This is a genomic window from Akkermansia sp. (assembly GCF_020860705.1).
Lineage (GTDB): Bacteria > Verrucomicrobiota > Verrucomicrobiia > Verrucomicrobiales > Akkermansiaceae > Akkermansia.
In genome coordinates this window covers 1-25,630 of record NZ_JAJBTT010000020.1, presented here as the reverse complement: position 1 = coordinate 25,630, position 25,630 = coordinate 1, and the positions used below count along the sequence as shown (strand labels likewise).

Here is a 25,630-nt window from a genome sequence, read left to right as displayed (position 1 = left end):
TGATGAAAAACTACCTCAAATACCTCTTCCCACCGATTTTGGCGTTGACCCAAAATAATGGTTTATGGCCAACCGGGTTGTTGCGTTCTTACAAGAATTGTTGGCATGGACTACCAAGACGTCCCCTTAATGGTTCCCCGATGGACCAAAATAAGATTTCCGGCCGCCTCACTACCTAACAACAGGAAACCCTCTCCAAGCGTTTCACTTAAAGAGGGTTATTGAATGGTGCTCGAGAGGGGACTCGAACCCCTACGTCTTATCGACACTAGATCCTTAGTCTAGCGCGTCTACCGATTCCGCCACCCGAGCATGGGTGCCTTAAGGCGGAGGATTTTTAGCGCAGAGGAACGAATAGATCAAGCTTTTTCTCCTTTTTTATCCTTTCGCAACCGTTTTTTGGGGAAAGGCCTTTTTTACCGGACCGGGAGGGAAGTGGCCGCGGGCATGATGGCGGGACGCAGCGTGACGGCCTTGGTGTCGTATTTTTCCGAGGGTTTGAAGAGCCAGCCGGGATTGGTGTTGATGGTTTCAAACCTCGTCGGCTTGAAGATGGGCAGCCTCAGGTTGGAGTTGGGCTCATAGCCGTATTTGCCCGTGTATTTGCCGTACACCCTGTATTCATAGTTGTTGTCATAGGTGTAGCGCGGGTTGCCGGCGTATTCCGGCAGGCGGTCCGGCGTACGGCAGGAGCTTTCATCCATAATGACGAGCTGGGCCGTCCTCCAGGTCTGGCCCGGCTGGCGCAGGTATCCCCAGAAGCGCGTTGCCGGAACATGGTAGCGGCGGCCGATGAAGTAGTTGCCCCGGGGTTCGCGGGCGATTTCCGCATTGCGGGCGTTGATGCCGGCAATGTCTTTTTCCAGGGAGTTGCACTGGGTCAATGCGGGAAGAAGGGCGGCCCCCAGCAGGGGAAGCAGGAGTTTGTTCATGATGGTGATGGTGTTTTTTTCTTGTTCAGAAGTGTTTGGATGGCGGCGGACGCCGCAAAGAAGCCGAAAGTTCCCGTGATGTGCGTGATGGAGCCGAATCCGGCGTCGCAGCCCATTTTCCCCTGGAATTCCGGGTCGCGCGTGCAGGAGGTTTCTCCATCGCAGGTGGGGTACACAGGCGTTTCCTGGGAGAAGACGCAGGGGATGTTCAGTTTGCGGGCTTTTTCCCCCAGCGGGAGGCCATATTCTTTCTTGAGCTTGTAGCGCAGGCTGGAGAGAAGGGGGTCCCCCTTGGTGCGGGAGAGGTCCTCTATTTCTATTTTGGCCGGGTTCGTGCGCCCTCCTGCGCCTCCGCAGGTAATGAGTGGCTGCCTGCTGCGGTAGCAGGAGGCAATGAGATGGGCTTTGGGAACCAGTGAGTCAATGGCGTCAATGATGACGTCAGGGCTTTCCGCCAGGAGTTTTTCCGCGTTGGCGGCCGTATAGAAGGTGTTGAGGGGGATGATTTCCGCATCCGGGTTGATGTCCCGGAGGCGGTCGGCCATGGCTTCCGTCTTGGACTGGCCGATCGTGGACGACAGCGCGTGGATCTGCCGGTTGGTGTTAGTGATACAGAGGTCGTCCAGGTCCATCAGAATGATGGTGCCGACGCCGGAACGCGCCAGCGCTTCCGCCGTCCAGGATCCCACGCCGCCAATGCCGACGACGGCCATGCGGGAGTTTTTGAGGATGTCCAGCCCGCTTCTTCCGTACAGGCGGCCGATTCCTCCGAATCTGGCTTCATCATTCATAGCGCAGCAGATCAGCATCGGGGATTAAGGCGGAGAAGGGAGCTGCCGCGTCTGTTTCTTCCTGGTGAAGAGCCGCTAACAGGGAAGGAACGCACGTGAGGAACGGCCTGAGGAACGGCCTGAGGAACGGCCTGAGGAACGGCCTGAGGAACGGCCTGAGGAACGGCCTGAGGCTGGGAAATATGTTGGGCATGGTCAGGAAGCCGGTTTTTCCACGATCTGGCTGATGCGGGTGATGCCGAGCGCCCTGCCGGTGGTTTCATCCACCTGCACGACGGCGCCGCAGAGGCGCACGGGCCAGTTCGCCACAGGGAATTTGGAAGGCATGGAGGTGCGGAAGCGCTGGAGAATGGGTTCCTTTTCCCTCCCGAGAACGCCGATGGCCGGTCCGCACATGCCGGCGTCCGTCAGGTAGGCCGTGCCATGTTCCAGAATGGTTTCATCCGCTGTCTGCACGTGGGTATGCGTTCCGATAACGGCGGAGACCAGGCCGTCCAGGTTGTAGCCGGTAGCTATTTTTTCGCTGGTGGTTTCTGCATGTATGTCTACAAAGATGACCTGCGCGCCTTCCTCCTCCCTCAGCCTTTTGGCTTCCGCTTCCGAAATCAGAAAGGGATTTTCCAGCGGCGGCTGGATGAAGGAGCGGCCCTGCACCTGCATGACGGCTATGTTCCCCTTGGGCGTTTCCACCACCACGCTTCCGTGCCCCGGCGTCCCCTGGGGGTAGTTGACGGGGCGCAGTACGCGCGGTTCGGAGTTCAGCCACGGCGCCAGTTCCACCTGGTCCCAGACGTGGTCCCCCGTCGTGATGACATCCACTCCGGCGTGCAGCAGTTCCTGCGCCAGACGGGGCGTGATGCCGCGCCCGGCGGCGGCGTTTTCACCGTTGACGATGACGAAGTCCGCCCCGTGCTCCTTTTTGAGTTCCGGAAGCATGCGTTTCAGGGCGGTGCGGCCCGGCTCACCGACCACATCGCCTATAAAGAGTATGGTAATCATGACATGGGACGGGGCTTGGGCGGTCGCAGGCTCCTACTGCTCTTCCTTGGTGACGGGAACCACCAGTACGGGCACGGGGGATTTCCGCATGACGGAGCTGGCCACGCTGCCCAGGAAGACGGTGGAGAGGAATCCGTGGTTGTGCTTGCCTACCACGATCATGTCGATGTGGTGTTTTTCCGCATAGCCGATGACCGCCTCACTGATTTCAAATTCGTCTTCCACGGCCTGGACAATGGTGGCGTCCGTCAGCCGGGAGAGTTTTTCCGCCGTTTTCTTCAGATGGTTTTTGGCAATGGAAATGACTTCGTTTTCTTCCGTCTGGTCCATGACGGGGACGGGCACTTCATCCGGCAGCACGCCGGAGACTTCATAGCAAATGCTGGGTTCCACAATGTGGAGCAGATGGATGATGCTGTCATTGGGGCACGCCAGTTTGCCGATCTGCTGGACGACGGCGTCCGTGGCGTTGGAGAAATCAATGGCTACCAGAATATTCTTCATATACTCGTGTATAACATCCCGTGTTTTTCCATGCCACTAAAAAACGTGTTTTGTTCCGTCTTCCCCGGCATTTCCATCCTTGTCAGACCAGGCCCACGGCCCGGCGCACCCGGTCCAGCACCACGGAGGCCGTTTCCCTTGCCTTGCGGGCGCCGTCTTCCAGCGTCCGGTTCACATAGTCCTGGTTGGCTTCCAGTTCCGCCCTGCGTTCGCGCGCGGGACGGAAGTATTCCCAGTAGGCGTCAAAGAGGCGTTTTTTGAAGTCGCCATAGCCGCAGCCCCCGTTCCGGAAGTCGCGGACCATGTCTTCGTACCCTTCCGCGGAGGCAAAGAGTTTGTAGAGCTGCAGGATGATGGAGCCTTCCATGGGCTTGGGGTCTTCCACGGGGGTGGAGTCCGTGGGAATTCTCATGATGAGCTTGCGGACGGCTTTTTCCTCGCCGAAGATGGGGAGCGTGTTGTTGTAGCTTTTGCTCATTTTCTGCCCGTCCAGCCCCGGCACGATGGCCGTGCTTTCCGCAATGAGCGCATCCGGGAGCTTGCAGGTGCCTTCGCCGAATTGTTCGTTCATTTTGCCCGCCAGGTCCCGGGTCACTTCCAGATGCTGCTTCTGGTCCTTGCCTACGGGGACGAGGTCGGAGTCATACATCAGGATGTCAGCCGCCATCAGCACGGGGTAGGTGAAGAGGGCGTTGCTGGGGGAGAAGCCCTTGGCGATCTTGTCCTTGTAGGAGTGGCAGCGTTCCAGCAGCCCTACCGGGCAGACGGTGCCGAGTATCCAGGCCAGTTCATTGACTTCCGGAACGGCGGACTGGCGGAAAAAGACGCATTTTTCAGGGTCCAGGCCCACCGCCAGAAAGTCCGTCGCCAGGTTTTTGCAGTTTTCCCGCAGGGTGTCCGCGTCATGGACGGTGCTCATGGCGTGGTAGTCCGCCAGAAAGTAGTAGGATTCTCCGCGTTCCTGCATGCGGACGGCCGGTTCCATGGCACCGAAGTAGTTGCCGACGTGCAGCTGGCCGCTGGGTTGAAGTCCTGTGATGATACGCATTGCGCGCAGGATTGTGCCTGTTCATGCCCGGCAAGTCAAGAAAGGGGAGAGTCAAGGAATGCCGTGGCTGGCCGGGCGGGGGAGCATGTTCCGGCATGCGCCGTTCCCATGGGCGTGCCGTTCCTCCTTCAATTTCCAGAGTCCGGCGGCTGGGCGCGTTCTCCGGTTTTTACGTTGCCTGGACCGGAGGGGGAGGAGAGCAGCAGCCAGAGCCGTTCTTCCGCTTCCCATTTCCATCCCGCCAGTTGGGAGCGGTTCCGGTTGTAGTCCGCCCGCTTGATCGCCAGATAGGTTTTTCCGTTTTCCGGTGGCAGCGTTCCCGGTGGCAGGCGCCGGACTTTTCCGGATGAATAGAATTGGGCGGAGTAGGGCGCCCGGACGGCGTCCCAGCAATACAGGGGGGAGTTCCCGTCCCAGGACTGGAGCAGCTGCTTCTGGCAGCGGTATTCGAGTTGGCTGAATCCGTTTCCCAGCAGGAAGATAGCCATGACGGCAAAGGTGGATGCAGGGAGGAAGATGAGGTTTTTGATTCCCGGATGGAGTTTGTCCCATTGCCAGAGCCCCCGCACGGTCAGGATGCACCAGGCCGGTATGCCGGGCAGCACGTAGGCCGGCAGGATGTTGCGGGCCAGCGTGAAGAAGAGCAGGGGGCTGAGCGCCCAGAGCCACAGGAAGGAGCTTTCCCCCGGGAAGACGGATTCTCCGGAGGCCACGGAAGGTTTTTTCAACCTCAGGAAGGGAAGGAGAAAGGTCCACGGCAGGAACATGGTCAGCCCGTAGAGCCAGATGGTTCCCAACGGGGAGGCGTGTCCGGAACCGTACAGGTCTCCCTGCCAGCCTTTGACCATGAACCGCTGGAAGTGTTCTCCCACGATGAAGTAGCGGAGGAAGCCGGGCGTTTCCCGTTCTGCCAGGAGGTACCACGGAAGGCTCAGCGCCAGCATCAGCAGGGTTCCCCGTATCCAGGGGATTCTGTGCCAGACGTTTTTCCATTCCCTGTTCCACAGGGTCCAGAGAGCGATGGGGAAGCCCGCCAGGATGAGGGCGAGGGGGCCCTTGCTCATCAGCCCCACGGCCAATCCTGCAAAGAAGAGGTATTTCCACCCTATCCGCACAGAGGGACCGGAGACCGCTTTCCAGAAGGAGACCATGGAGAGCATGATGCCGAGCGCCAGGAATTCATCCGTCATGACGGCCCCGGAGGCGACAAAGCCTATGCCTGACGCGGCAAGGACAAGGAAGCATGCCGCCGCCTTTTGCCTGGATTGGGAGCGGAACGGCCACGCGAAGAAGAGGAGGCCCATGGAGAGGGAGGCCAGGAACGGAGCCAGACGCGCGCTCCATTCATTGATTCCTCCCAGTTTCATGGTGACGGCGCTTGCCCAGAAGGAGAGGGGAGGCTTGCCCCAGAACGGGATGCCGTAGTCAAACTGGGGAACAAGCCAGTGGCCTGTTTCCAGCATTTTACGGGACATTTCCGCATAGCGGGCTTCTGTTGTGTCCATCAGGGGGTAGGCCCCCATGCTGATGAGACGGAGAAGAAGCACCGCCGCCAGGAATAGAAGAAGCCAGAAGGTAAAGTCGGAACGGAGGCGGAGCGCTTTTTTCATGCGCCTGCCAATGCTGTGCGCCAGGGCAGACGGGCGGCAGGCGGGGGGCATCAATCGGCCGGGGAAGTATTCCGCCAACAGGATAAGGAGGATGATCCCGCCCATGGCGAGTACGGGAGGGCCAATGATGGACGGCAGGTGGGGGAGCGTGGTGACGGCAAACAGGTCCCCAAAGAAGGAGAAAAGGCCGTCCCTGCCTATTTCATCATATTCAGCCGTGCAGGCCGGCAGGGCACCGCTGCTTCCCCAGGAGAGGACGAAGGCCAGGGCACATGCCAGGACGGGAGCGGCTGCTCGGGCCGGGGCGGAGGGGGCCGCCAGCGGAGGCACCAGTTTTTTCAGGAAGAGGGCCGTGGTTCCTGCGGAAACCGCCAGAACGCCCAGCAGTACGGGAAGAACGGGAATGGACGCCGCCATGTGGTTCCAGGTGTCCTTAGGGGATTGCAGGAATTGCCGGGAGTAAAAGGAGAAGTGGTCCCGGCTCAGAATTTCCGCCATTTCTTCACAGCAGTTCAGGAGGCAGAAGAGCGCGAAAAAGACCGTGGTGAGAAGGTGATCCGTCCTGCTGCCGTGGAATGCCCTCGGTAGGGCCGCCAGGTAGAGAAGGTAGGGGAGGATAAGATAGAGGAAGGAGGAGCAGGTTTCCATCAGCAGGTTGCCCAGAAGCTGAAGGGCGGCCGCTGCGCTCCAATCCATTCCCGTTTGCTGCAGAAAGGACAGGACGGCTACTTCAATCAATTCATAGGCAAGGTAGACAATCAGGAAAGGCGCCAGACGGCGCACGTAGTAATTGTCTTTCAGGGAGAGAAGGGCAGTCATCAAGATCAGGACGGCTTGGAGAAGAGGATAAGAGGATGCGGAGGGGTGGTACAGTGGAATCAATTTTCCTTCAATACATTTTGAAGGTCCGTATATAGTTTGTTCCTTCTTGTTGACGGCCGTCCGGAAAGATTCGTCCCATGCAGGAAAATGAGGGATGGCGGGAGCTTATTCTTCCAGCGCTTCCAGCACGTTGTGCACGCCGTCCGCAAAACTTGGGTAGAGCGGTTCCCAGCCCAGGGCCAGGAGGCGGGAACAGGAAATTCTTTGGCTGGAAAAGCCGCGGCGCGCTTCCGCCGGGAGCGGTTCGGGCCTTGGGGCGGGCATGCCCAGCAGGCCGGACAGGTAAGTGTAGATTTCTCCCAGCTGCATGGGGGTGCGGTCCGTCAGGTTGTAGATGCCGCAGGGAGGTTCGCGCAGCGTGCAGAGCAGGTGCAGGGCGGCCACAGCGTCATCCCGGTGGATGTAATTGATCCATCTGTCCATGTCTCCGGGAAGGGCCACGCCTTTGGTGCAGTATTGTGAGACGAGCTGGCAGCGGCCCGGTCCGTAAAGGGCACCCAGACGGACGACGGTTCCTCCTGCGGAGAGAACTGCCTGTTCCGCCTGAATGAGGAGGCCTCTCTTTCCGGGGCAGGGATGGACGTTGTGTTCCTCCGTAATCCAGCGTCCGTCCGTGATTCCGTAAACGGAGGTGCTGGAACAAAGGATGACCGGTTTTCCGGGAAAGGCTTCCAGTGTGTTTTGCGTTCCGTGGATGTAAAGGCTGCGGTAGGCTTCCTCTCCTCCCCCCCGCGTGCTGGCGCACATGATGATCATATGGGGGGAGGGGATGCGGGCGGCCAGTCTGTGCATGGAAGCTCCGTCCGTGATGTCCGCCTCATAAATGGCCTGCTGCTTGTCCATGTCCGCCGTAAGGGCCGTGTGGCCGCCTTTCCGCAGGCTTTCCGCCAGGGCTTTTCCCAGGTAGCCCGTTCCAAGGATGAGTACGGTGCGGGGTTCTGTACACAGGAGGCTGGTCATGAGTCATTGCGGAGGTGCTGGAGTTTCAGCAGCATTTCAGCGTGGGAGATGTCTTCCGGCCAGGTGATCTTGGGATTGGGGTCATGGTTGTGCACCAGGCGCGTGGGGGTGCCGATGAGCTGGAGGGCGGTCACTTCATCCGTTACCTGAATGTTCCGTTCGGTGACTTCCACATACGCGTCCAGCAGCAGCGGGTACTGGAAGACCTGGGGGGTTTCCATGCACCACAGGCCGTTCCTGTCCACCTGTTCGGGCAGCGTAAAGCGTTCTTCGTCCGCCCGTTTCAAGGTATCCGTTACGGGGTGTGCGGAAGCGGCGGCTCCGCATTCCCTGGCCGTCTGGATGCAGCGGGAGATTTGCTCCACCGTAATCAGGGGGCGCGCTCCGTCGTGCACGGCTACGAGTTCAGGCGTGTAAAGCAGGGCCGCCATGCCGTTCTGCACGGATTCATGGCGTTCCTTCCCCCCGTCCACGCGGGTGATGGGCACTTCCGTTTCCAGATCCCCGGCGTCAATGGCGCGGAAGCGCTCTTCCGGGCAGACCACCACGATTTCCGTGATCTCCCGGCAGTTGGCAAAGGCCCGGATGCTGCGTTCCAGCACCTTGACGCCGTGCAGGGGGGCCAGCAGCTTGTCAAATCCGGCGCGCCGGGAAGACCCGGCCGCTACAATGATGGCGGCGCAGCATTTCATGATAATCTGGCTGATACCATCCGGGCCAGCTCCTTGCCGTTCACTCTGCCGGCAGTGCGTTCCTGCATGAGTTTCATGACCTGTCCCATGTCCTTTTTAGTGGAGGCCCCCGTTTCTTTCATGACGGTTTCCAGAATGGCCGCCGCTTCTTCCGCGGTAAGTTCCGCAGGCATGAACTGCTTGAGGACGTCGAGTTCCGCTTCTTCCTTGTCGGCCAGTTCCGGACGTCCGGCGGACCGGAACTGTTCCGCAGAGTCTTCACGTTGCTTGATTTGCTTGCGGACCACGGCCAGTTCTTCCCCTTCTTCCAGCTGGGTGCCCAGCCCTCCCTTGGCAATGGCTGCGTTCGTCAGGGCCGTTTTGAGGGCGCGCAGGGTGTTGAGGGTAACGGAGTCCTTTGCTCTCATGGCGGTTTTCATCCCTTCCATGATCTGGTCTGAAATCTTGCTCATATCCCCATTACCTAAGCGTATCCCTCCGTGCACTTCAAGCCGTAAATTGAAAAAGGCCGCCAGCGGGGAACTGCCGCCGGCGGCCCTGGAGAGGGGCGAAAAACGGAACGGACGGGGTTATTTTTTCCCGCCGATGGGCATGATGTGGATTTTCTTTTCCGTCATGCCGGGAGCCACGATCATGGAATCATACAGGATAAAGTCCGCCGTTCCTTCCACGGGACCAGTGGCGACCGGTACGGAGCGCCCTGTTTTCAAGTCCAGCTTGCGGATGGCTTCCGGTTTTTTGTCCTTGGACCAGTCGCTGTAATAAAGGGCGTTGTCACGGTAAACCAGGCCGTCGTATTGCCCCCGTTCCTTGGAGAGTTCCGTGACTTCACGGGAAATGGGGTTGATGGAGAGCAGGCGTCCGCTCGGCTTGCCTTTCTCGTCCGTAGCGTATTCGCAGAGGTAGATGACTTTTCTTTCCGGATCCCAGGCCAGGCCGTTCGGCTTGTAGATGGGCTGCTTGGTGACCAGTTCCCCGTAGGAGCTGGTGTTCGTATCCACGTAGAAAATCTGGTTGGTATCCGTGGAGGAGACCATGAGCCTGCCGTTGATGAACGCCAGGTCATTGAGGAATTTCATGCGGGAGGGGGACAGGTCCACATAGCCCTCAATGGTGCCGGTCTTGGCGTCTATCTTGTAAACCATGTCCACGTCCGTGCAGTACAGGAAGCCGTCCTGGTACAGAAGCCCCTTGGGGGCGTCCAGCGTATCTACGTCCGTGATTTTTTTTGGCTCCGTGGAGCCGTGCGGAATAACGCCCAGGTAGCCGTCCTTGTCCTTTTCGGTAGGCGTGAGCTTGGCGCCGATGCAGGTGAAGTAGATGTTGCCTTCCTCATCCGCAGCCACGCTTTCCGGGTGGCCGTCAATAGTGATGGTTGCTTTTTCCAGAGGAGGCAGCGGCTTGGCTGCCGCCGGCTGTTTTTTCACGGGGGGAGCCGCCAGCGCGCTGCACGCCAGGCAAAGAAGGAGGAATGTCGCTTTCATGGGGTTGTACAGTGTAAAGGGCCGTCAACTTATGGCACGGGAGCAGGGGAAAATCAAGCCATAGAAGCTGGCCCGCGTTCGCCGTGCAGGGGAGCTGCCCCGCTCACGCAAGCGCGGCGGGGCGGCAGAGGTCAGATGACGCCTGCGTCCAGATTGTTGGGCCGGGGCATGTTTTCCATGCGGATGGAGCGGTTGACCGCGTTCAGGTAGGCGCGTGCGGAGGCTTCAATGACGTCCGTGGAGGCTCCCTTGCCCACGATGGGCTTGGGCTGGCCGAAGTCCACGTGCACCGTGACTTCCCCCAGAGCGTCCTTTCCTTCGGATGCGGCGTTGACGCTGTAGCCTTTCAGCGCGCCCTTGCGCTTGGTGATGCGTTCAATGGCCTTGATGACGGCGTCCACCGCTCCATTGCCTGTGGAGCTGTCTTCAAACTTTTTGCCTTCCTTGAGCAGCCCCACCGTGGCCGTGGGCCGGGCATGGCTGCCCGCCACGAATTGCAGGAAATCCAGCTCCCACAGGCCGGAGGAGGCGTGCAGGGAGTCATCCACAATGGCGGAGAGGTCATCGTCATAAACGAATTTTTTGGAGTCGCCCACTTTCTTGAAGCGTTCAAACACGGTGTTGACTTCCTCTTCCGTCAGCACATGGCCCAGCTGTTCCAGCCTGGCCTTTACGGCGGCTCGGCCGGAATGCTTGGTGAGCGGGAGCTCCGTGGCCCCCCATCCCACTGCCTGCGGGTCCATGACTTCATAGGTTTCCCGGCAGTTGAGGATGCCGTGCTGGTGGATGCCTGAGGAGTGGGCGAAGGCGTTTTCCCCCACGATGGCCTTGGACCGCTGCACCTGCATGCCGCTCATGCGGGCCACGATGCGGGAGGTGCGGACGATTTCACGCGTGTTGATGTTGTCCCTCAAGTCTCCGAATTGCCCGGCGCGGGTGCGCAGGGCCATGATGACTTCCTCCAGGGCCACGTTCCCGGCGCGTTCGCCGATGCCGTTGATGGTGCCTTCCACCTGGCGGGCTCCGGCGCGCACGGCGGCCAGGGAGTTGGCTACGGCCAGGCCGAGGTCATTGTGGCAGTGCACGGAGATGACGGCCTTGTCAATGTTCGGCACGTTTTCCTTCAGGTGGCGGATGATGCGGTAAAATTCGTCCGGCGTGGTATAGCCCACGGTGTCCGGAATGTTGACGGTGGTGGCTCCGGCGTCAATGACGGTTTCCACCACCTTGGTCAGAAAGTCCAGGTCCGTGCGGGAGGCGTCTTCCGGGGAGAATTCTACGTCCTGCACGAATTGCTTGGCATAGGAGACTCCTTCCGCGGCCATGCGCAGGATTTCCGTTTCCGCCTTTTTCAGCTTGAACTGCATGTGCAGTTTGCTGGTTGCCAGAAAGATGTGAATGCGTGCGCGGTCCCCGGCGGGTTCCAGCGCCCTGGCAGCCGCTTCAATGTCCGCTTTCACGCAGCGGGCCAGCCCGGCGATGCGGCATTTTTTGATTTCCCTGGCGATGGTGTGCACGGCTTCAAAGTCGCCGTCGGAAATGCAGGGGAAGCCGGCCTCGATCACATCCATGCCCAGCCGTTCCATTTGACGCGCCACTTCCAGCTTTTCGCGTAGGTTCATGGATGCTCCGGGGCATTGTTCTCCATCGCGCAGGGTAGTGTCAAAAAAGTAGATTTGGTCGGACATGGGTTGATGATATTAAGTGCCCCTATGATAATGTTTTGTCCCGGCAACGCAAGCCCTACGCGCTGCATGCCTCCGGAGCGCCCCCCGCGAAGGGATGAAAGACGCTCCGGGCAAAAAATGACGGACCCGTTCTTTGCGCAACAAGGAAAAATCTGTAGGGTGAAAGGGTGAAAATCAGATTTTACCTGAATGACGAGGCGGAGCGCATCATGGCTCTGTGGAGTGAAAGCCGCCGGGAGTACCTGGTGGCGGATGCCGTGCTTGCGGAGGTGGACGCCTGCATTTGCGGGGAAACGGATTCCGGCGGGGAGGAAATGAAGCGCATCGCGGCGTTTCTGGACAATCCCGCCGCCAAGGCCGTGGACCCTGACTGGATGATTGATACCGCCCTCCCGTGCTCTCCGTCCAAGCTGGTGTGCCTGGGGAAGAGCTATGCGGACCATGCGAAGGAGTTTGACGGAGATCCCGTGCAGGAACCGGCCATTTTCCTGAAGTCTCCTTCCGCCATTACTTCATGCAGTGACGTCGTTCTGTATCCGCCCGGCTGCGACAAGCTGGATTATGAGATTGAGCTGGCCGTGGTGATCAAGGATGTGCTCAAGAACGCTTCTCCGGAGGAGGCTGCTCTGGCCATCAGCGGCTATACCCTGATGTGCGATTATTCGGAGCGGGCCAACCAGCTGGAACATGGCGGCCAGTGGACCAAGGGGAAAAGCTATGACAGTTTCGCCCCGGTGGGACCGACTTTCATTTCCGCGGAGGAACTGGGGGACGGATCCGGCATTCCGCTGGAATTGAAGGTGAATGGGGAGGTGCGCCAGCAGGGCAGTACGGACGGCCTGATCTGGCCTGTTCCGCGCCTGATTTCCTACATTTCCCGTTTTATGACCCTGTGGCCGGGGGACGTGGTTTCCACTGGCACGCCCGGGGGCGTGGGGATGGGAATGAAGCCTCCTGGTTATTTAAAACCCGGGGATGTCGTAGAGTGGGGAAGCCCCGCTTTCGGCTACGCCTCCCAGGCTGTGGTGATTGATGATGAGGGATAGAAGGGGCAGACCTTCCGGGGGTGAGGCGGGGAGGGAAGGGCTTTCCCGCGCCTGCCCTGCGTTTTTTCTTCCGTTGCGGGAGGATTGTTGTTCCGGAGGACGGTCCGGCCGGAGAGGCGGGGCATGGAACACCGGCGGCATCCGGAAGGAAGGCATTGTTTTCTCTTGATTCCTCTGCCGCGGTTTAGTGAAGTGGACGCGTGAAAAACGTGGTGCTGTATGTGGTGATGGTGACCGGGCTGACCGCCCTCTTCGTCTGGTTGAAGGGAAGGAACACGGAACGTGTTCCTTCCTCCCCCGCCATGGTGGTGTCTCCGGAGGGCGACACTGCGCGTGAAGTCCTGCTGGTGGACGTCCGCACGCCGGAGGAGTACCATGCGGGGCATAAGGAAGGAGCCTTGAATCTTCCGGTGGACGAGGTGGAGCAGCTGGCCCCTCAGCTGCTTCCGAACAAGAATGCCGTGATTTTATTGTATTGCCGTACGGGCAAGAGGGCGGACAAGGCTATGGAAACCCTCCGGAAAATGGGATATTCCCATGTGGAAAACCTGCACCGGTTTGAAAGCTAGCCCTCTGCCGCCTTGTTTGTGCCGGGAGTAGGGAAGGCGATCCCCTGTTTGAGCTTGTCAGTTCCGCAGGATGAGTTCCACTTTTCCGCGGGAGTCCAGCCCGTCTGCAGATTTGACCATGGCGCGGATGATGCAGCCGTTATTGGCCCGGCTCCCGTCAGGAACGGAAAGGCGGTAGACGGCACGGGACGAAGGAACCCCGGTGCGGCCTGCATGGGCGTCTGCGGCCAGTACCTTTCCGTCTCCAATGACTTCAACCCGCTTGATGTCCAGCGCATGCTTCCCGGAAGTGTAGATGAAGCGGACGCCGTGCAGACGGTGCAGGTCTTCCGCGGAAACGGGCCAGGAGAGCTCCTTCCAGCCGGGGGCCATGTCTTCAGGCGTCCAGTTTCCGATTACGATGCCCGGGCGGGATGCCGCCAGAGCCGGCGGCAGGGGGGCCGCCTGGCGTACGGCTTCCCGGCACGCCCGGACAATGTCCTGCGGCACGGTTGCCCGGCTGACTCCGCGGGAACACACCCAGTTTTCCTCCCATGAGGCCATGTCCGGCGCTTTTCCCTGCATGCGGCAGTTCATGAAGTGTTCCCAGCGCGGCAGGTAGTAGTCCCGGATCAGGCCGCTCCACAGTCTTGCGGAATAGTCGTCCACGGGCGGTCCCCATACGGTGACCAGGCGCCGTGCGTTTTCTTCATACCTGTCCTTTTCTGCTTCCGTAGAGCCATGCTGCCGAGCAAATGCGATCCAGCGTTCCAGCTGCCAGGTGGGGTGCGCTTCCAGCAGGGAGTCGGAAGCCAGGGCCAGTTTCCGGAAACAGTTCATGCATTGAGCGGCCCGGGCATCGTCCTGTTCGTCCAGCGCTTCCAGCGCTGCCCTGGACGCCTGGAACATGCGGATACCCAGGTAATGCACGGTCATTTCAATGACATCCTGCCGGAAGAAGGGGGATTGTTCCAGCCCCGGAGTATGGATAAAGAGGGAGAGGCCTTTCAGGAAATCCTCACTGGTATCCATGGTGCAGTTTCTTGCGCCCGGGCGCAGCTGCCAGTTGAAGCGCGGATGGTCCCGGAGCCCTGAATAAGCGGTGCGCCGGAACAAGTCCCAGGCCTGTTTCATGGAGGGAGGGCACGCTCCATAACGGGCCGTGCAATAATGGTCCAGCCATTCCGCGAGATCCGTCCGCGTTCCCCTCCATCCGGCATCCGTGATGAGCTCGTAGAGCACGTCATTGTTTTCCACGCCTTCCGGAGCCATTCCCATGCCTTCCAGCCGCCCGCGAAGCGGGGAATTCAGCGCTTCCAGATGGCCATTGGCGTAGAATTCCAGCGGCCCCGTCATGCCGCTTTTGCCTCCCATGTTGGGCACTACGCTGTAGACCCATGGCTTGTTGAAGAATCCCTTGAAGACTTCCCAGTTCATGCCGTTGTGCCAGAAATGCTTGTTGTAGTCGGCCGCCAGGTCCAGCAGAAGCATTTTGTCGTCCGGCACCCTGCTCAGCAGGGCTTGCAGGGAATCCGCGTTCCAGATGTTCCTCTGGTAACCGAACATCCAGCCCTGCATGACCCAGACGGCGTCCGGGTTGACGGAGGAAAGGGAGTGGTAGACCTGTTCCCCCAGCCTGCCCAGCATTTCATTCCTGGCCGCGGTATTTCCTGCGGAAACCGGCAGTTCCATTTCATTGAAGGAGTCCGCCAGGTGGTAGGTGTTTTTTCCGAATTCCTTCTGCCATTCCTTCATGTACATGGAACCTATGGCATGGAAGAGGGGATCAGACGGCGAAAGAAGATGGGCCGCGTTTTTCTCCGGCCAGCCGCCCCAGCCCAGTTTCAGGAGCTTGGCGTCCGGATAAATCCTTTTCAGCCCCGCGGGGACGAATCCCGCGAAGGCCGGGCAGACGGGCTGCATGCCCAGGGATTTCATCCGGTTTAGGATTTTGTGCTGGAGGGCTACCTGGTCCTTGTGCCATGCGTCGGAAAGTGCTCCGTCATGATTGACGATGTTGCCCATCCTTTGCCAGGGCAGGTGCGCCGGACCAACGTAAAATTCGTTGATCTCCTGCCGGGTAAGCCCCAGCTGCCGCCACACCCTGGAACCTATCGCTTCCGTTGCCGCGAGCGCCAGGGGAAGATTGATGCCGTGCAGGGCCATCCAGTCTATTTCCCGCTCCCAGCGGTTCCATGTCCAGTAGGGCGTCGTGTATCCGTAAGTCACTGCGTTGAGATAGTAGTGGTGCCGTACGGGGGAAACGACCCGGCGCCGGGCGGTATCCGGAAGGCGTTCCGGCCAGCGGATGCTTTTGTTTTCCCAGCCGACCATGCCCAGATTGTTGGTTTTCAGATAGTCATAGAATCCGCGGCAGAGGGCCACCCCGCTGCTTCCCCGGATGGTGAGTATTCCGCCGGAGGATTCCGTTTCAAAGACGTCGTGACCATTCTGGCGGGGGAGGGCTTCCAGTTTCAAGATTCCGGGAGGGTTCTCCAGCTCCGGAACAGTCCGGGTGATGACTTCCCGGGCGGCGTCCAGTTCCCCCTTTTCCACGGCACAGGCCGCCGGAATGAAGAGGCATGCCTGCAGGAAGATGACCAAGATGTTAAGAAGGGAAGCCGGCATATCCAAGAAGTACGGTGTTTCCAGGGCAACCTTTCACCAGGGAAAGGGAGTCCGGGATAAGAAAAACCCTCCGCATGAATCCATGCGGAGGGTTCCTGTTCAAGCGTTGTCCGTGCGGTTATTCCGCCTTCGGCTTCCGGGGCGTCCTTTTCCGGGGCGTTTTGGCTTTCGGAGCCGCCTTGTCCTTGACGTGCAGGAAGGTGAGCGTTTCCGTTCCGTCCGTTTCCACGGCTTCAATCTTGTCGCCGGGTTTCACGTCGCCCCTCAGCAGGGCTTCCGCCAGCGGGTCTTCCAGCAGCCGTTCGATGGCGCGGCGCATCGGGCGCGCGCCGTACTGGGGATCGTAGCCGTTTTTGATGATCAGGCCCAGGGCTTCCGGGCTCAGGGCCAGGGTGACGTTCTTGGTCTTGAGGCGGGAGATGAGCTTGTCCGCTTCCAGCTGCACGATGCGTTCCAGGTCATCCCGTTCCAGCATGCGGAAGACGGAGATGTCATCAAAGCGGTTCAGGAATTCCGGGCGGAATTGCTTGCGCGCCGCTTCCAGAATCTTTTCCTTCATGGCGGCGTAGTCCGCATGGTCGGCAGACATGGCGCCGAAGCCCATGGCGCTCTGCCGCTTGGCGGAGGCCGCCCCCACGTTGGAGGTCAGGATGATGATGGTGTTGCGGAAGTTGATCTTGCGTCCCAGGGAGTCCGTTACGCTGCCTTCTTCCAGAATCTGGAGAAGCAGGTTCATGACGTCCGGGTGGGCCTTTTCCACTTCGTCAAAGAGGATGACGGAGTAGGGCCTGCGCCGGACGGCTTCCGTGAGCTGGCCGCCTTCGTCATGGCCTACGTAGCCGGGAGGCGAGCCGATGAGGCGGGACGTGGTATGTTTTTCCATGTACTCGCTCATGTCCACCTGGATCAGGGCGTCCGCAGTGCCAAACATGATTTCCGCCAGGTTGCGGGCCAGGTAGGTCTTGCCCACGCCGGTGGGTCCCAGGAAGAGGAAGGAGCCGATCGGGCGGCGCGGGTCCTTGATGTCCGCGCGGCTGCGCCGCAGGGCGCGGGCGATGGCGGAGGCCGCCTCGTCCTGGCCGATGACCTTGCTTTTCAGTTCTTCCTCCATGCGCAGGAGCTTGGTGGTTTCCTTTTCCTCCATCCGGGCCAGCGGGATGCCGGTCCATTTGGAAAGCACGCTCATCACGTCTTCATCCGTCACGGGGACGTAGTTGGTTTCGTAAGAGGTGCGCCAGGTGTCCAGCATGCTCTGGAGTTCCGCCTTGGCCTGTTTTTCCTCATCGCGGAGGCGGGCGGCTTCCTCAAAGATCTGGCCTTCCACGGCCTTGTCCTTGCGTTCCTTGATTTCCTGAATGCGGAGTTCCATTTCGCTGATGTGGTCCGGGCGGGTCATCTGGGAAACGCGCTTGCGCGCTCCCGCTTCATCCAGGATGTCGATGGCCTTGTCCGGCAGGAACCGGCCCGTCAGGTAGCGGTGGGAGAGCTTGGCGGCGGCTTCAATGGCCTCCTGCGTGTAATGCACCTTGTGGTGTTCCTCGTACTTGGGCTGGATGCCGGCCAGGATCTGGATGGTATCCTCCACGGAGGGTTCCCCCACCTGCACCTGCTGGAAGCGGCGTTCCAGGGCGGCGTCCTTCTCAATGTGCTTTCTGTACTCATTGAGCGTGGTGGCGCCTATGGCCTGGAGCTCCCCGCGGGAGAGGGCGGGCTTGATGATGTTGGAGGCGTCCATGGAGCCTTCCGCGGAACCCGCGCCCACGATGGTGTGCAGCTCGTCAATGAAGAGGATGACGTTGCCTTCACGGCGTATTTCATCCATCACGGCCTTGAGCCGTTCTTCAAACTGGCCGCGGTACTTGGTACCGGCCACCATCAGCGCCAGGTCCAGGGAGATGACCCTCTTGCTGCGCAGGAGTTCCGGGACGTGGCCCTGGGCTATTTCCTGGGCCAGCCCTTCCACGATGGCAGTCTTGCCCACCCCGGCTTCACCGAGCAGGACAGGGTTGTTTTTATTCCTGCGGCAGAGGATCTGGATGACGCGTTCGATTTCCGAGGAGCGGCCGATGACGGGGTCCAGCTTGCCGTCGCGGGCCAGCTGGGTCATGTCCCGCCCGAAGGCCTGGAGGGCGGGCGTCTTGGTTTTCTGCTGCCTGGAGTAGGAGGGGGCGGAAGGTTCATCCGTCGGGATGGCGGGGGATTCGTTTTCCTCCTCGTCGTCATCGTCGTCCGGGATGATGTTGTCTTCATCCGCATCCATCTGGTACTTGGGCGTCAGCACGTCCAGCAGCTCGCGCCGCGCCTGTTCCAGGTCCACGCCGAAGTGGCGCAGGATCTGGCCGGCCACGCCGTCGCCGTCCCGGATGAGGCCCAGAAGCAGGTGCTCCGTGCCCACATACGTATGGTTGAGTTCCTGGGCTTCCCGGTTGGCCATCGCCAGGACTTTGCGCACCCTGGGGGTGTAGGGGATGTTGCCCTCTGCCTGGGGCTCCGTGCCCCGGCCTATTTGTTCCTCCACCTGCCTGCGCACGGCGGTAAGCTCCACCCCCAGGTTTTCCAGGATGGTGACGGCTACCCCCTTGCCCAGCTTGAGCAGTCCAAGGAGCAGGTGTTCGGTTCCTATGTAATGATGATTGAAGCGGTCCGCTTCCCGGCGCGCATGCGCCAGCACTTGTTGCGCCCTGGGCGTAAAGTTGTTCATGTTTTGTGAAGAAGTATTTAATGTTGCATTAATTGCCGGAAAGTTCCTTCCGGATGATGTCCGCACGGATCTGGTCCCTGTGTTCCTGGGTTGTTTGTTCCGTGGTGGACAGCCGGGCCAGGTGGGCCGGCTGGATGTTCAGTATGGTTTTATTGACGTTTTTTAATGCCTGGTGGGAAAAGATGTCCAGAGAGGCTCCCATCCGGAGGAAGGAGAGCAGCGCCAGCGCTTCCTGCGTGGAGAGCAGGGTGGCATTGGTCAGGAGGCCGTAGGCGCGGGAAACGCGGTCCTTCACCTGCAGGGAGGAGGCCTGGAGAAGCCGCCTGCGCGCGTTCCATTCCTGATGGGCCAGGTCTGAGGTGAAGCGGGTCATGCGTTCCACGATCTGGTCCTCGCTGTCTCCCAGCGTCGTCTGGTTGGAGATCTGGAACAGGTTGCCGGTGGCTTCCGTTCCTTCCCCGTACAGGCCGCGGACGGTGATGTTGAGCTGCACGGCCGCCTGGACGACCTGCTGCATCTGTTCCGAGATGACGAGGCCCGGCAGGTGCATCATGACGGAGGCCCTCATGCCCGTGCCCAGGTTGGTGGGGCAGGCGGTGAGGTAGCCCAGCCGCGTGTTGTAGGCGTACGGGAGCCTGGATTCCAGTTCGGAATCTATCTTGGAGATGGAGCTCCACGCCTTTTTGAGCTGGATGCCGGGCAGGATGTACTGCAGGCGCAGGTGGTCCTCCTCATTGAAGAGGATGCTGGCGTTCTGGCTGCGGGAGATGAGTACGGCGCACCCTTCCGCGCGCGCGGCCAGTTCCCGTGAAATGAGGTGGCGTTCCACCAGCAGCTGCTTCTGCTGCTGGGTGAGCTCGGAGAGTTCCGCATAGTAGCCCCCCTTCATGACGGGGATCTGGCGGGCTTCTCCGGAAGTGAGTTTCAGCGTCTCTTCCCGCTGCTGGCGCGTGGCCCAGCCCGGAAAGGGAGTGGCGGTCAGGTTGCGTGCCAGGCGGATGCGGGAGGTGAGAACGATGTCGTGTTCATCCCGTGATTCCACCATCCATTTGGCGGGGTTGTTGAGTAAGTCGTCAAAGAGCATGTACGTTAATTGGTCGGCGTGCGCAATTGCTTGATTTGATCGCGGAGCTTGGCCGCTTGTTCATAATCTTCTCTTGCCACTGCCAGGGAAAGTTGTTGTTCCAGATCGCTGATGGTATGGGTTTTCGTTTCGCGCTTTTCCGCCCTTTCGGGCGTTTTCCCGTGGTGGTGGGAATCAGGCTGGATCTGGGCGAGGAGAGGAAGGATCTCTTCTTCAAAGACGTTGTAGCATTCACTGCATCCCAGGCGCCCCACATTCTTGTAGTCCTGGAGGGTGAAGGAGCAGATCGGGCAGCTTGTGAGGGGTAGGGACTGGAGCGCCGGAATGGGCGCGGGGTTATCCGCCGTTCCCTCCTTGCCGAATTGGCCCTGAAGGTTCGGGAACAGTTTCTCTGCCAGATCAAAGGCGTCCGGGTCCAGCAGGCCCCGCTCCTGGGCGCATTTGGCGCAGAGGCAGAATTTGGTGGATTTCCCGTTGATGATCTGTGTCAGGAACACCGTTGCCGGTGCAGAGCATATCTCACATTTTTTCACAACCCGCATTATAATGGCGCACCCCACGGCGGACTAGTAGTCTGCGTGTCATGGATTGTCATGAAAAAGGGCCTTGTTATTGTAGTGAGGAAGAATTCTTTCTGCGTTGTTTTAGAAGGCCGCACCGTGATGAGTACAAATAGGCTGCGCAGAAGATGCTGCCCAGCACCAGAATAATGGTTGCGCCCAGGTGCCAGCCCAGCGGGAAGGACAGGTAGAAGGCGAGCAGGGAGCCCAGGCCGCCGATGATTCCACCGCCCCAGAAGAGGTGGGCGGGCTTGTTGGTGAGCATGTACACCGTGGCGGCCGGGCCGACGAGCAGACCCAGCGTCAGGAAGGCCCCCACGGCCTGCAGGGAGGAGACGAGCACCAGGATGATGAGGGTGAAGATGCCGTAGCTGATGAGGCGGGAGGGAATGCCCAGGGTGGTGGCGATGTCCGGGTCAAACAGATAGATCAGGATGGGGCGGCGGAAAAGCAGCAGGATCAGGACGCTGACGGAGCTGATGGCAAACGCGATCCACAGGTCGGAGTTCGACAGGCTCATGATGGAGCCGAACAGCCAGTCGTCAATCTTCTGCTGGAGGCCCAGCCGAACCAGGACGATGAAGCCTGCGGCAAATGCCGTGGTGTGCAGGATGGACAGGGCCGTATCCTGATTCAGCCGTGACGTGCGGGAGACGAAGAGGGAGCCCAGGCCCACCAGCAGCGCGGCCACCACGGCTCCCGTCAGCAGGCTCCAGCGGGTGAGGCCGAAGAGGAGCACCGCCACCGCAATGCCCGGCAGCAAGGCGCAGGAGAGCGTGCCGATCTGTAGGGCTGATTTTTTCAGAATAACCAGTCCGCTGACGAAGCCGTTGGCAAAGCCGATCATGACGCATGCCAGCAGGGACCGCTGCGCGATGGGTTCGCGGAGGAATTGGAGGAAGTCGTCCATCATGAAAGTTGGGGTTCCGGCTGGGGTTCCATTCCGTATGTTTCCTGGATCCTCCGGGGGGTGAGCGCCTCCCCGGGAGGGCCGAAGGCGACCAGTTCGCGGTTCATCAGCAGGATGGTGTCAAAGATGTCCGCCGCCGTATTCAGGTCGTGATGGGAGGCGATCACCAGGCGCCCTTCCGCCGCCAGGGAGTCCAGCAGCCGCCCGAGGGACTGGCAGGCCGGGGCGTCCAGCCCCGTGAAAGGTTCGTCCAGCAGGAGGACGTGGGCTTCCTGAGCCAGCGCCCGCGCCAGGAAGGCCCGCTGCTGCTGGCCGCCGGAGAGTTCTGAAATCTGGCGGTCCGCCAGGGATTCCATGCCCAGCACATGCAGGGATTTTTCCACGATGTCCCGGTCATGCCGCCCGAATTTCTTCCAGAGGCCCAGAGCCGGGTAGCGGCCCATTTCCACCAGGGCGCGGACGGTGATGGGGAAGGACCAGTCCACGTCGGAGCGCTGGGGCAGGTAGGCGATTTCCCCCGGCGTATCGTGCAAGGGGCTGCCGTTCCACAGAATTTTGCCGGAATCAGGCCGGATCAGGCCGGCCAGGGCCTTGATCAGCGTGGATTTTCCAGCTCCGTTGGGGCCCATCAGCGCCAGCGTGTGCCCGCAGGTGATGGAAAAACTGATGCCGTTCAAGGCAAGGAGGCTGCCGTAATACACGCTGAGGTTCAGCACTTCCAGCCGGTGACGGTCCGGATGGCTGGCATGGGCTCCCCAGCAGATGTGGTCCTGGGTGCAGCAGAGGGCTGGACTGTTTATTTCCATGAGAAGGAGTAGCTGTCATTCAGGGAGGGGCCGAAGGACCACCGGGTGGCGGAGGCGGCCTGCCTGCCCTCCGGTTCCAGTTCCAGCGTCACGGGCGTGTCCGGCGTGCCTTCCGGCCACCGGGCGGAAACGGTGAGCGTGACGGAACCGTTTTCCAGGGGAAGGCCGCATTCCACTTCTTCATGCAGGCCGGGTGTTCCGGATTGCCAGAGGGTGCGGCCGCTGCGGGAGATGGAGATGGATTCCGGACGGTGGGCGCACCTGACCGTGATGACCGTGGGAACGTCCGCGGCCTGCGCCGCCGGAACGGAGCGGGGCGTTTCCTGCGCCGCCGGGGTGCCGGTCGTCATGTTGTACAGGAAGAACCCCAGCAGGATGACGGCCGCCAGGGCGGGGAAGAATTGTCGCAGGGGGGAGCTGGTCATGGCCTGGGTGACGGGGAAAGGGCTTCCTTGATGATGCCGACATTTTGCTTGAACATGGTCTCAAAGGTGTGCCCGTCCGGAGCCAGCCCGTCGGTATTGATCGGTCTGGCGACGGGGATGTTCAGGGATTTGGCGATCTCCGTCAGGCTTTTGGGGTTGGAGGAATATTCCGGGAACAGAGCCTTCACGCCCGCTGCCCGCAGCTTCTTCAGCGTAGAGGCCAGCTGGGCGGAGTTGCCTTCATCTTCACGGCTCACTCCCTGGATGCTGATGCTGCGGAAGCCGAATTCCCGGCAGAAATGGTTCATGGCCGCATGGCCGGTCACCAGGATGCGGTCCGCCTCCGGAATGTCCGCCAGCTCTTTCCTGGCCCAGGCGGAAAGCTGGTCCATGTTCCTGTTCCACCGGGTCAGGCCTTCCTTGTAGTCCTGTTCATGGGCCGGGTCCATCCGGGAGAGCGCGGCGGCCAGGGTCCGGGCAGCGCGTTTCATGTTGGCCGGGGTATGCCACCAGTGGGGATCGTTGGGGCCGTGGGCGCAGCAGTTATCCCCGTGCCCGTGGTCATGGTCCGCGTGGTCTGCAGTATCCGCCGCTACCGGAACGTCCGGAATGGAGGCCCCCAGGTCCAGAATCTGAGCCCTGCCGCCCAGCGCGTCCTTTAACTTGGGAAGGTACGGTTCCAGATTTTTGCCGGAGGCCAGTACCAGGCGCGCCTGCCCTGCGGCGGCGATGTCTTGCGGAGCGGGTTCAAAACTGTGCAGGTTGCCGTTGGGCCGCAGCAGGTCCGTCACCTGCACATGGCTGCCGCCGACGGCGCGGGCCATGTCTCCCAGAATGGGATGAAGGGCCGCTATCTTCAGGGCGGGGGCGTCCTGGGCCTGAAGAGTGCAGAACAGGCCCAGAAGACACAGAAAAGGAATCAACATGCGGCGGAGCATGTTCCGCATTATCGACAGCGCGGCAGGTGATGCAATGGTCAAATTTGTCTTCCAAAGTAAGATGACGCTAACTTTTTGAGTCCTCGCCCTGGGCTCTCTTTTTGTTTCTCAGCTTCATGTTGAATTTCTGGTACAGGAAGGAGGAAACAAGCACGATGGCGGCCAGCCCCACCAGGGCGCTCACGCGGTACAGCTGCCCAAGTCTGGAAATGTCATAGCAGACGGCTTTCACCAGCGTGATGCCCAGCAGGGCGAGGCCCGCCATGCGCACCCTGAAGGACCTGATGTCAAACCCCGTGGCGATCAGACCCAGGGCAAAGAGGCTCCAGGCGATGGAAATGGTGAGGTCCTGCGCCACGCTGCTCCCGAGGTGGATCATCAGCGGGCTGTCCCCCGGCTCGGCAAAGCCGCAGGATATTTCCGTATTCATCCAGATGAAGAGCAGAATGGAACCAAAGATGGTCAGGGTAGGGATGAGGCCGCGGATGCGGGAGGCTTCTTTTTCCGTCATCCGGGGCACTACCTTTTTCTGCAGCCACCAGGCTCCGGCCATGCAGCAGAAAACCATGGTGGCGAATATCGTGCGCAGGGCCGGCATCTGGGACGGGTCCAGCAGGGTAATGGTCTCTGCCAGCCCGTTGCGGACAAACAGGAAGGTCAGCAGGGAAAATCCCGTCCAGACCAGCCTGGGCAGGGGAAATTTGCCGCACAGCAGCAGAAGGGCCAGCCCTTCCAGGGACCAGGCTACGGTCAGGGGAGCGCCGGTCCACTGGAGGCCGATGGCCAGCGTCAGCATGCCGATGGCGGCTCCATAGTAAAAGCCGAGGATGGCGGAGCGCTTCAAAAGCGTTTCAGCAGGAAGCCTCTGCAGATGCAGGGCCGCCAGGAACGGGGGGATTGCACAGAGAAGGGCCAAGGCGGAATCCCAGAAATGGGCGGCTTCCGGATGATGTTTCGTCCAGAAGAGCCACCAGGAAAGGAAAAAGAGGGGGGCTGCCAGGGCGGAGGCGCTCCAGGCCAGCAAGCCGTTGCGGAAGCGCCGGACCAGCCGTAGAGGCAGAAGGAAGATCGCCAGGAAAATGACCACGGAGCTGACGGGATGGATTTCCTGGCAGGAAGCCGCCAGCGTGTACCCGGCCGCCGCAACCACCAGGGCCTGCCCCCTGCAGTGCCATGCAGCCATTCCGCAGAACGTGGCCGCCGTCAGGAAAACGTAAAAAGGGGAAGGCGTGGTCGGGTGCATGACCAGCAGCCACGCAAGCGCCGCCGTAGCGAAGCAAGAAATCCTGACGCCCGGCTGAAGCTCCGCCAGGTAGGCCCCTCCGGACGGCGTGCGTGCGGACAGCACCGCATAGGACGCGGGAATCATGAACAGGCAGAAAAGGCCCTGAAGCTGGGCGGAGAGCCAGAGGGCGGAAGGGGAGGCCCCTTCCGGGCAAGACTGGTAGAAATAGAAAACCGTGAAAAGCCCCATGGGCAGAAAGCAGGACCAGTACGTGCTTTTGGCGCGGGCCAGCGGAAGCAGGGCGATCATGGGGAGCATGCCCGTCAGCAGAAGGATCAGCTGGAAGGAACCGGAAGGGCCTTGGAAATTGCACTCCGCCTGCAGGCGGAAGGCCGCCAGGCAGGTTACCGCTATGGCGCAGAAAGCCAGCAGGAAGGGGGCTCCCTTCCTGTCGGGGCCGGATTCCCGCGTGCCGGCGTACAGGCCGTAGCCTCCGTACAGCAGCAGGGTGAAGAGGGAGAGGATGGCTACGGCGGGAATATGGGAGGAGCCGCTGTAATCGTCAAACCAGTCCATCAGCAGGATGGTGTAGGCCGCCAGTCCGGCGCCTCCGGCCCCCGTCCATTTGGTAGCGGCCACCACGGCGAGCAGTCCGGCATTGAGGATGGTGATGTACAGGAACAGGGAGGCTGTCTGGTCCTGGCCGGTGGACAGGATGGCCGGCGTAAGAAAGCCGCCGATGATGCCCAGGAAGACAATCACCCGGAACCGCAGGCGTACCGCCAGGATGAAAGCGGCGGCTGTGGTGGCCGCCAGCAGGAAGGTGGCTATGGGCGTCGTGAAAAAAGGCAGTGCATAAAACATGCGGCCGGCGCAGGTAGCCAGGTACAGGACCAGGATGCCCGTAGCCGTCAGCGTTCCGGAAAGAATGGGGTATTTTTTCTTCAGACGTGACAGCCCTGTTCCCAGCAGGGCGGCCGCGGCCAGATACGTGAGCGCCACCCTCCATTCCGGAGAGATCAGATCATTGTCAATGCTGTACTTGACGAAGAAGCCCGTTCCCAGGAACAGGACGAATCCTCCTATCCAGGAGAGCAGTTTGGCGCCGATGAAGTATTCCCAGGAGAAAGAGGCGGGGAGCGATGGGGCGGGGCTGGCGTTCCTGGCGG

22 protein-coding genes and 1 tRNA gene are annotated in these 25,630 nt (G+C 60.6%); 2 read left to right on the top strand and 21 right to left on the bottom strand.

The annotated features are described in order from the left end of the window. Positions 1 to 226 precede the first annotated feature (226 nt). The 12 genes from LIO64_RS04340 to LIO64_RS04285 all read right to left on the bottom strand — a co-directional run bounded on the left by LIO64_RS04340 (position 227) and on the right by LIO64_RS04285 (position 11,590). A tRNA-Leu gene (locus LIO64_RS04340) sits at positions 227 to 312 on the bottom strand. A 104-nt stretch (positions 313 to 416) separates the two neighbouring features. Next, positions 417 to 932 carry a hypothetical protein gene (locus LIO64_RS04335; RefSeq protein ID WP_290548222.1) on the bottom strand — a complete coding sequence of 172 codons (516 nt, stop codon included), beginning with the start codon at positions 930 to 932 and terminating at the stop codon, positions 417 to 419. Then, positions 929 to 1,723, bottom strand: coding sequence for a tRNA threonylcarbamoyladenosine dehydratase (locus LIO64_RS04330; RefSeq protein ID WP_290548221.1), 795 nt, complete (start codon positions 1,721 to 1,723; stop codon positions 929 to 931). Before LIO64_RS04330 ends, LIO64_RS04335 begins: the two co-directional genes overlap by 4 nt. A gap of 195 nt (positions 1,724 to 1,918) precedes the next feature. Continuing rightward, entirely contained in the window at positions 1,919 to 2,722 is an 804-nt protein-coding gene (locus LIO64_RS04325; protein ID WP_290548220.1) for a TIGR00282 family metallophosphoesterase, read from the bottom strand. Between the two features lie 33 nt (positions 2,723 to 2,755). After that, positions 2,756 to 3,226, bottom strand: a complete 471-nt coding sequence (locus LIO64_RS04320; RefSeq protein ID WP_290548219.1) for a universal stress protein — start codon at positions 3,224 to 3,226, stop codon at positions 2,756 to 2,758. Between the two features lie 82 nt (positions 3,227 to 3,308). Beyond that, positions 3,309 to 4,274 carry a tryptophan--tRNA ligase gene (gene trpS / locus LIO64_RS04315; protein WP_290548218.1) on the bottom strand — a complete coding sequence of 322 codons (966 nt, stop codon included), beginning with the start codon at positions 4,272 to 4,274 and terminating at the stop codon, positions 3,309 to 3,311. Between the two features lie 128 nt (positions 4,275 to 4,402). Beyond that, positions 4,403 to 6,703, bottom strand: a complete 2,301-nt coding sequence (locus tag LIO64_RS04310; RefSeq protein WP_290548223.1) for a glycosyltransferase family 39 protein — start codon at positions 6,701 to 6,703, stop codon at positions 4,403 to 4,405. A 168-nt stretch (positions 6,704 to 6,871) separates the two neighbouring features. Further along, a complete protein-coding gene (locus tag LIO64_RS04305; protein ID WP_290548217.1) occupies positions 6,872 to 7,726 on the bottom strand; it encodes an NAD-dependent epimerase/dehydratase family protein in 855 nt (284 codons plus the stop codon). Continuing rightward, on the bottom strand, positions 7,723 to 8,418 hold the full coding sequence (ispD, locus tag LIO64_RS04300; protein WP_290548216.1) for a 2-C-methyl-D-erythritol 4-phosphate cytidylyltransferase: 696 nt from the start codon (positions 8,416 to 8,418) through the stop codon (positions 7,723 to 7,725). The genes LIO64_RS04305 and ispD overlap by 4 nt, the downstream gene beginning before the upstream one ends. Then, complete coding sequence (locus tag LIO64_RS04295; protein ID WP_290548215.1) at positions 8,415 to 8,870, bottom strand: GatB/YqeY domain-containing protein; 456 nt, start codon at positions 8,868 to 8,870, stop codon at positions 8,415 to 8,417. Before LIO64_RS04295 ends, ispD begins: the two co-directional genes overlap by 4 nt. A 117-nt stretch (positions 8,871 to 8,987) precedes the next feature. After that, the gene (locus tag LIO64_RS04290; RefSeq protein ID WP_290548214.1) at positions 8,988 to 9,902 is read right to left on the bottom strand and encodes a hypothetical protein; all 915 of its coding nucleotides are present in this window, start codon (positions 9,900 to 9,902) and stop codon (positions 8,988 to 8,990) included. 131 nt (positions 9,903 to 10,033) lie between these two features. After that, positions 10,034 to 11,590, bottom strand: coding sequence for a 2-isopropylmalate synthase (locus LIO64_RS04285; protein WP_290548213.1), 1,557 nt, complete (start codon positions 11,588 to 11,590; stop codon positions 10,034 to 10,036). 167 nt (positions 11,591 to 11,757) lie between these two features. Here LIO64_RS04285 and LIO64_RS04280 point away from each other — a divergent pair, with 167 nt between their 5' ends. Then, a complete protein-coding gene (locus tag LIO64_RS04280; RefSeq protein ID WP_290548212.1) occupies positions 11,758 to 12,636 on the top strand; it encodes a fumarylacetoacetate hydrolase family protein in 879 nt (292 codons plus the stop codon). 200 nt (positions 12,637 to 12,836) lie between these two features. Next, a complete protein-coding gene (locus tag LIO64_RS04275; protein ID WP_290548211.1) occupies positions 12,837 to 13,205 on the top strand; it encodes a rhodanese-like domain-containing protein in 369 nt (122 codons plus the stop codon). A gap of 57 nt (positions 13,206 to 13,262) precedes the next feature. Here the strand turns inward: LIO64_RS04275 and LIO64_RS04270 are convergent, their stop codons facing one another. The 9 genes from LIO64_RS04270 to LIO64_RS04230 form a co-directional block, all read right to left on the bottom strand. Beyond that, on the bottom strand, positions 13,263 to 15,788 hold the full coding sequence (locus tag LIO64_RS04270) for an alpha-N-acetylglucosaminidase (protein WP_290548210.1): 2,526 nt from the start codon (positions 15,786 to 15,788) through the stop codon (positions 13,263 to 13,265). A 142-nt stretch (positions 15,789 to 15,930) separates the two neighbouring features. Then, entirely contained in the window at positions 15,931 to 18,513 is a 2,583-nt protein-coding gene (locus LIO64_RS04265) for an ATP-dependent Clp protease ATP-binding subunit (RefSeq protein ID WP_290548209.1), read from the bottom strand. Positions 18,514 to 18,541: 28 nt separating this feature from the next. Beyond that, positions 18,542 to 19,597, bottom strand: a complete 1,056-nt coding sequence (locus tag LIO64_RS04260; RefSeq protein ID WP_290548208.1) for a protein arginine kinase — start codon at positions 19,595 to 19,597, stop codon at positions 18,542 to 18,544. A 5-nt stretch (positions 19,598 to 19,602) separates the two neighbouring features. Next, on the bottom strand, positions 19,603 to 20,094 hold the full coding sequence (locus tag LIO64_RS04255; protein ID WP_290548207.1) for a UvrB/UvrC motif-containing protein: 492 nt from the start codon (positions 20,092 to 20,094) through the stop codon (positions 19,603 to 19,605). Between the two features lie 112 nt (positions 20,095 to 20,206). Then, the gene (locus tag LIO64_RS04250; RefSeq protein ID WP_290548206.1) at positions 20,207 to 21,070 is read right to left on the bottom strand and encodes a metal ABC transporter permease; all 864 of its coding nucleotides are present in this window, start codon (positions 21,068 to 21,070) and stop codon (positions 20,207 to 20,209) included. Further along, positions 21,067 to 21,873, bottom strand: a complete 807-nt coding sequence (locus LIO64_RS04245; protein WP_290548205.1) for a metal ABC transporter ATP-binding protein — start codon at positions 21,871 to 21,873, stop codon at positions 21,067 to 21,069. Before LIO64_RS04245 ends, LIO64_RS04250 begins: the two co-directional genes overlap by 4 nt. After that, positions 21,864 to 22,298 carry a hypothetical protein gene (locus LIO64_RS04240; protein WP_290548204.1) on the bottom strand — a complete coding sequence of 145 codons (435 nt, stop codon included), beginning with the start codon at positions 22,296 to 22,298 and terminating at the stop codon, positions 21,864 to 21,866. The genes LIO64_RS04245 and LIO64_RS04240 overlap by 10 nt, the downstream gene beginning before the upstream one ends. After that, positions 22,295 to 23,224 (bottom strand): metal ABC transporter substrate-binding protein, encoded by a 930-nt coding sequence (locus LIO64_RS04235; RefSeq protein ID WP_290548203.1) that lies wholly within the window; start codon positions 23,222 to 23,224, stop codon positions 22,295 to 22,297. Before LIO64_RS04235 ends, LIO64_RS04240 begins: the two co-directional genes overlap by 4 nt. 79 nt (positions 23,225 to 23,303) lie before the next feature. Further along, the coding region (locus LIO64_RS04230; RefSeq protein ID WP_290548202.1) for a DUF2339 domain-containing protein at positions 23,304 to 25,630 on the bottom strand (2,327 nt) is incomplete at its 5' end.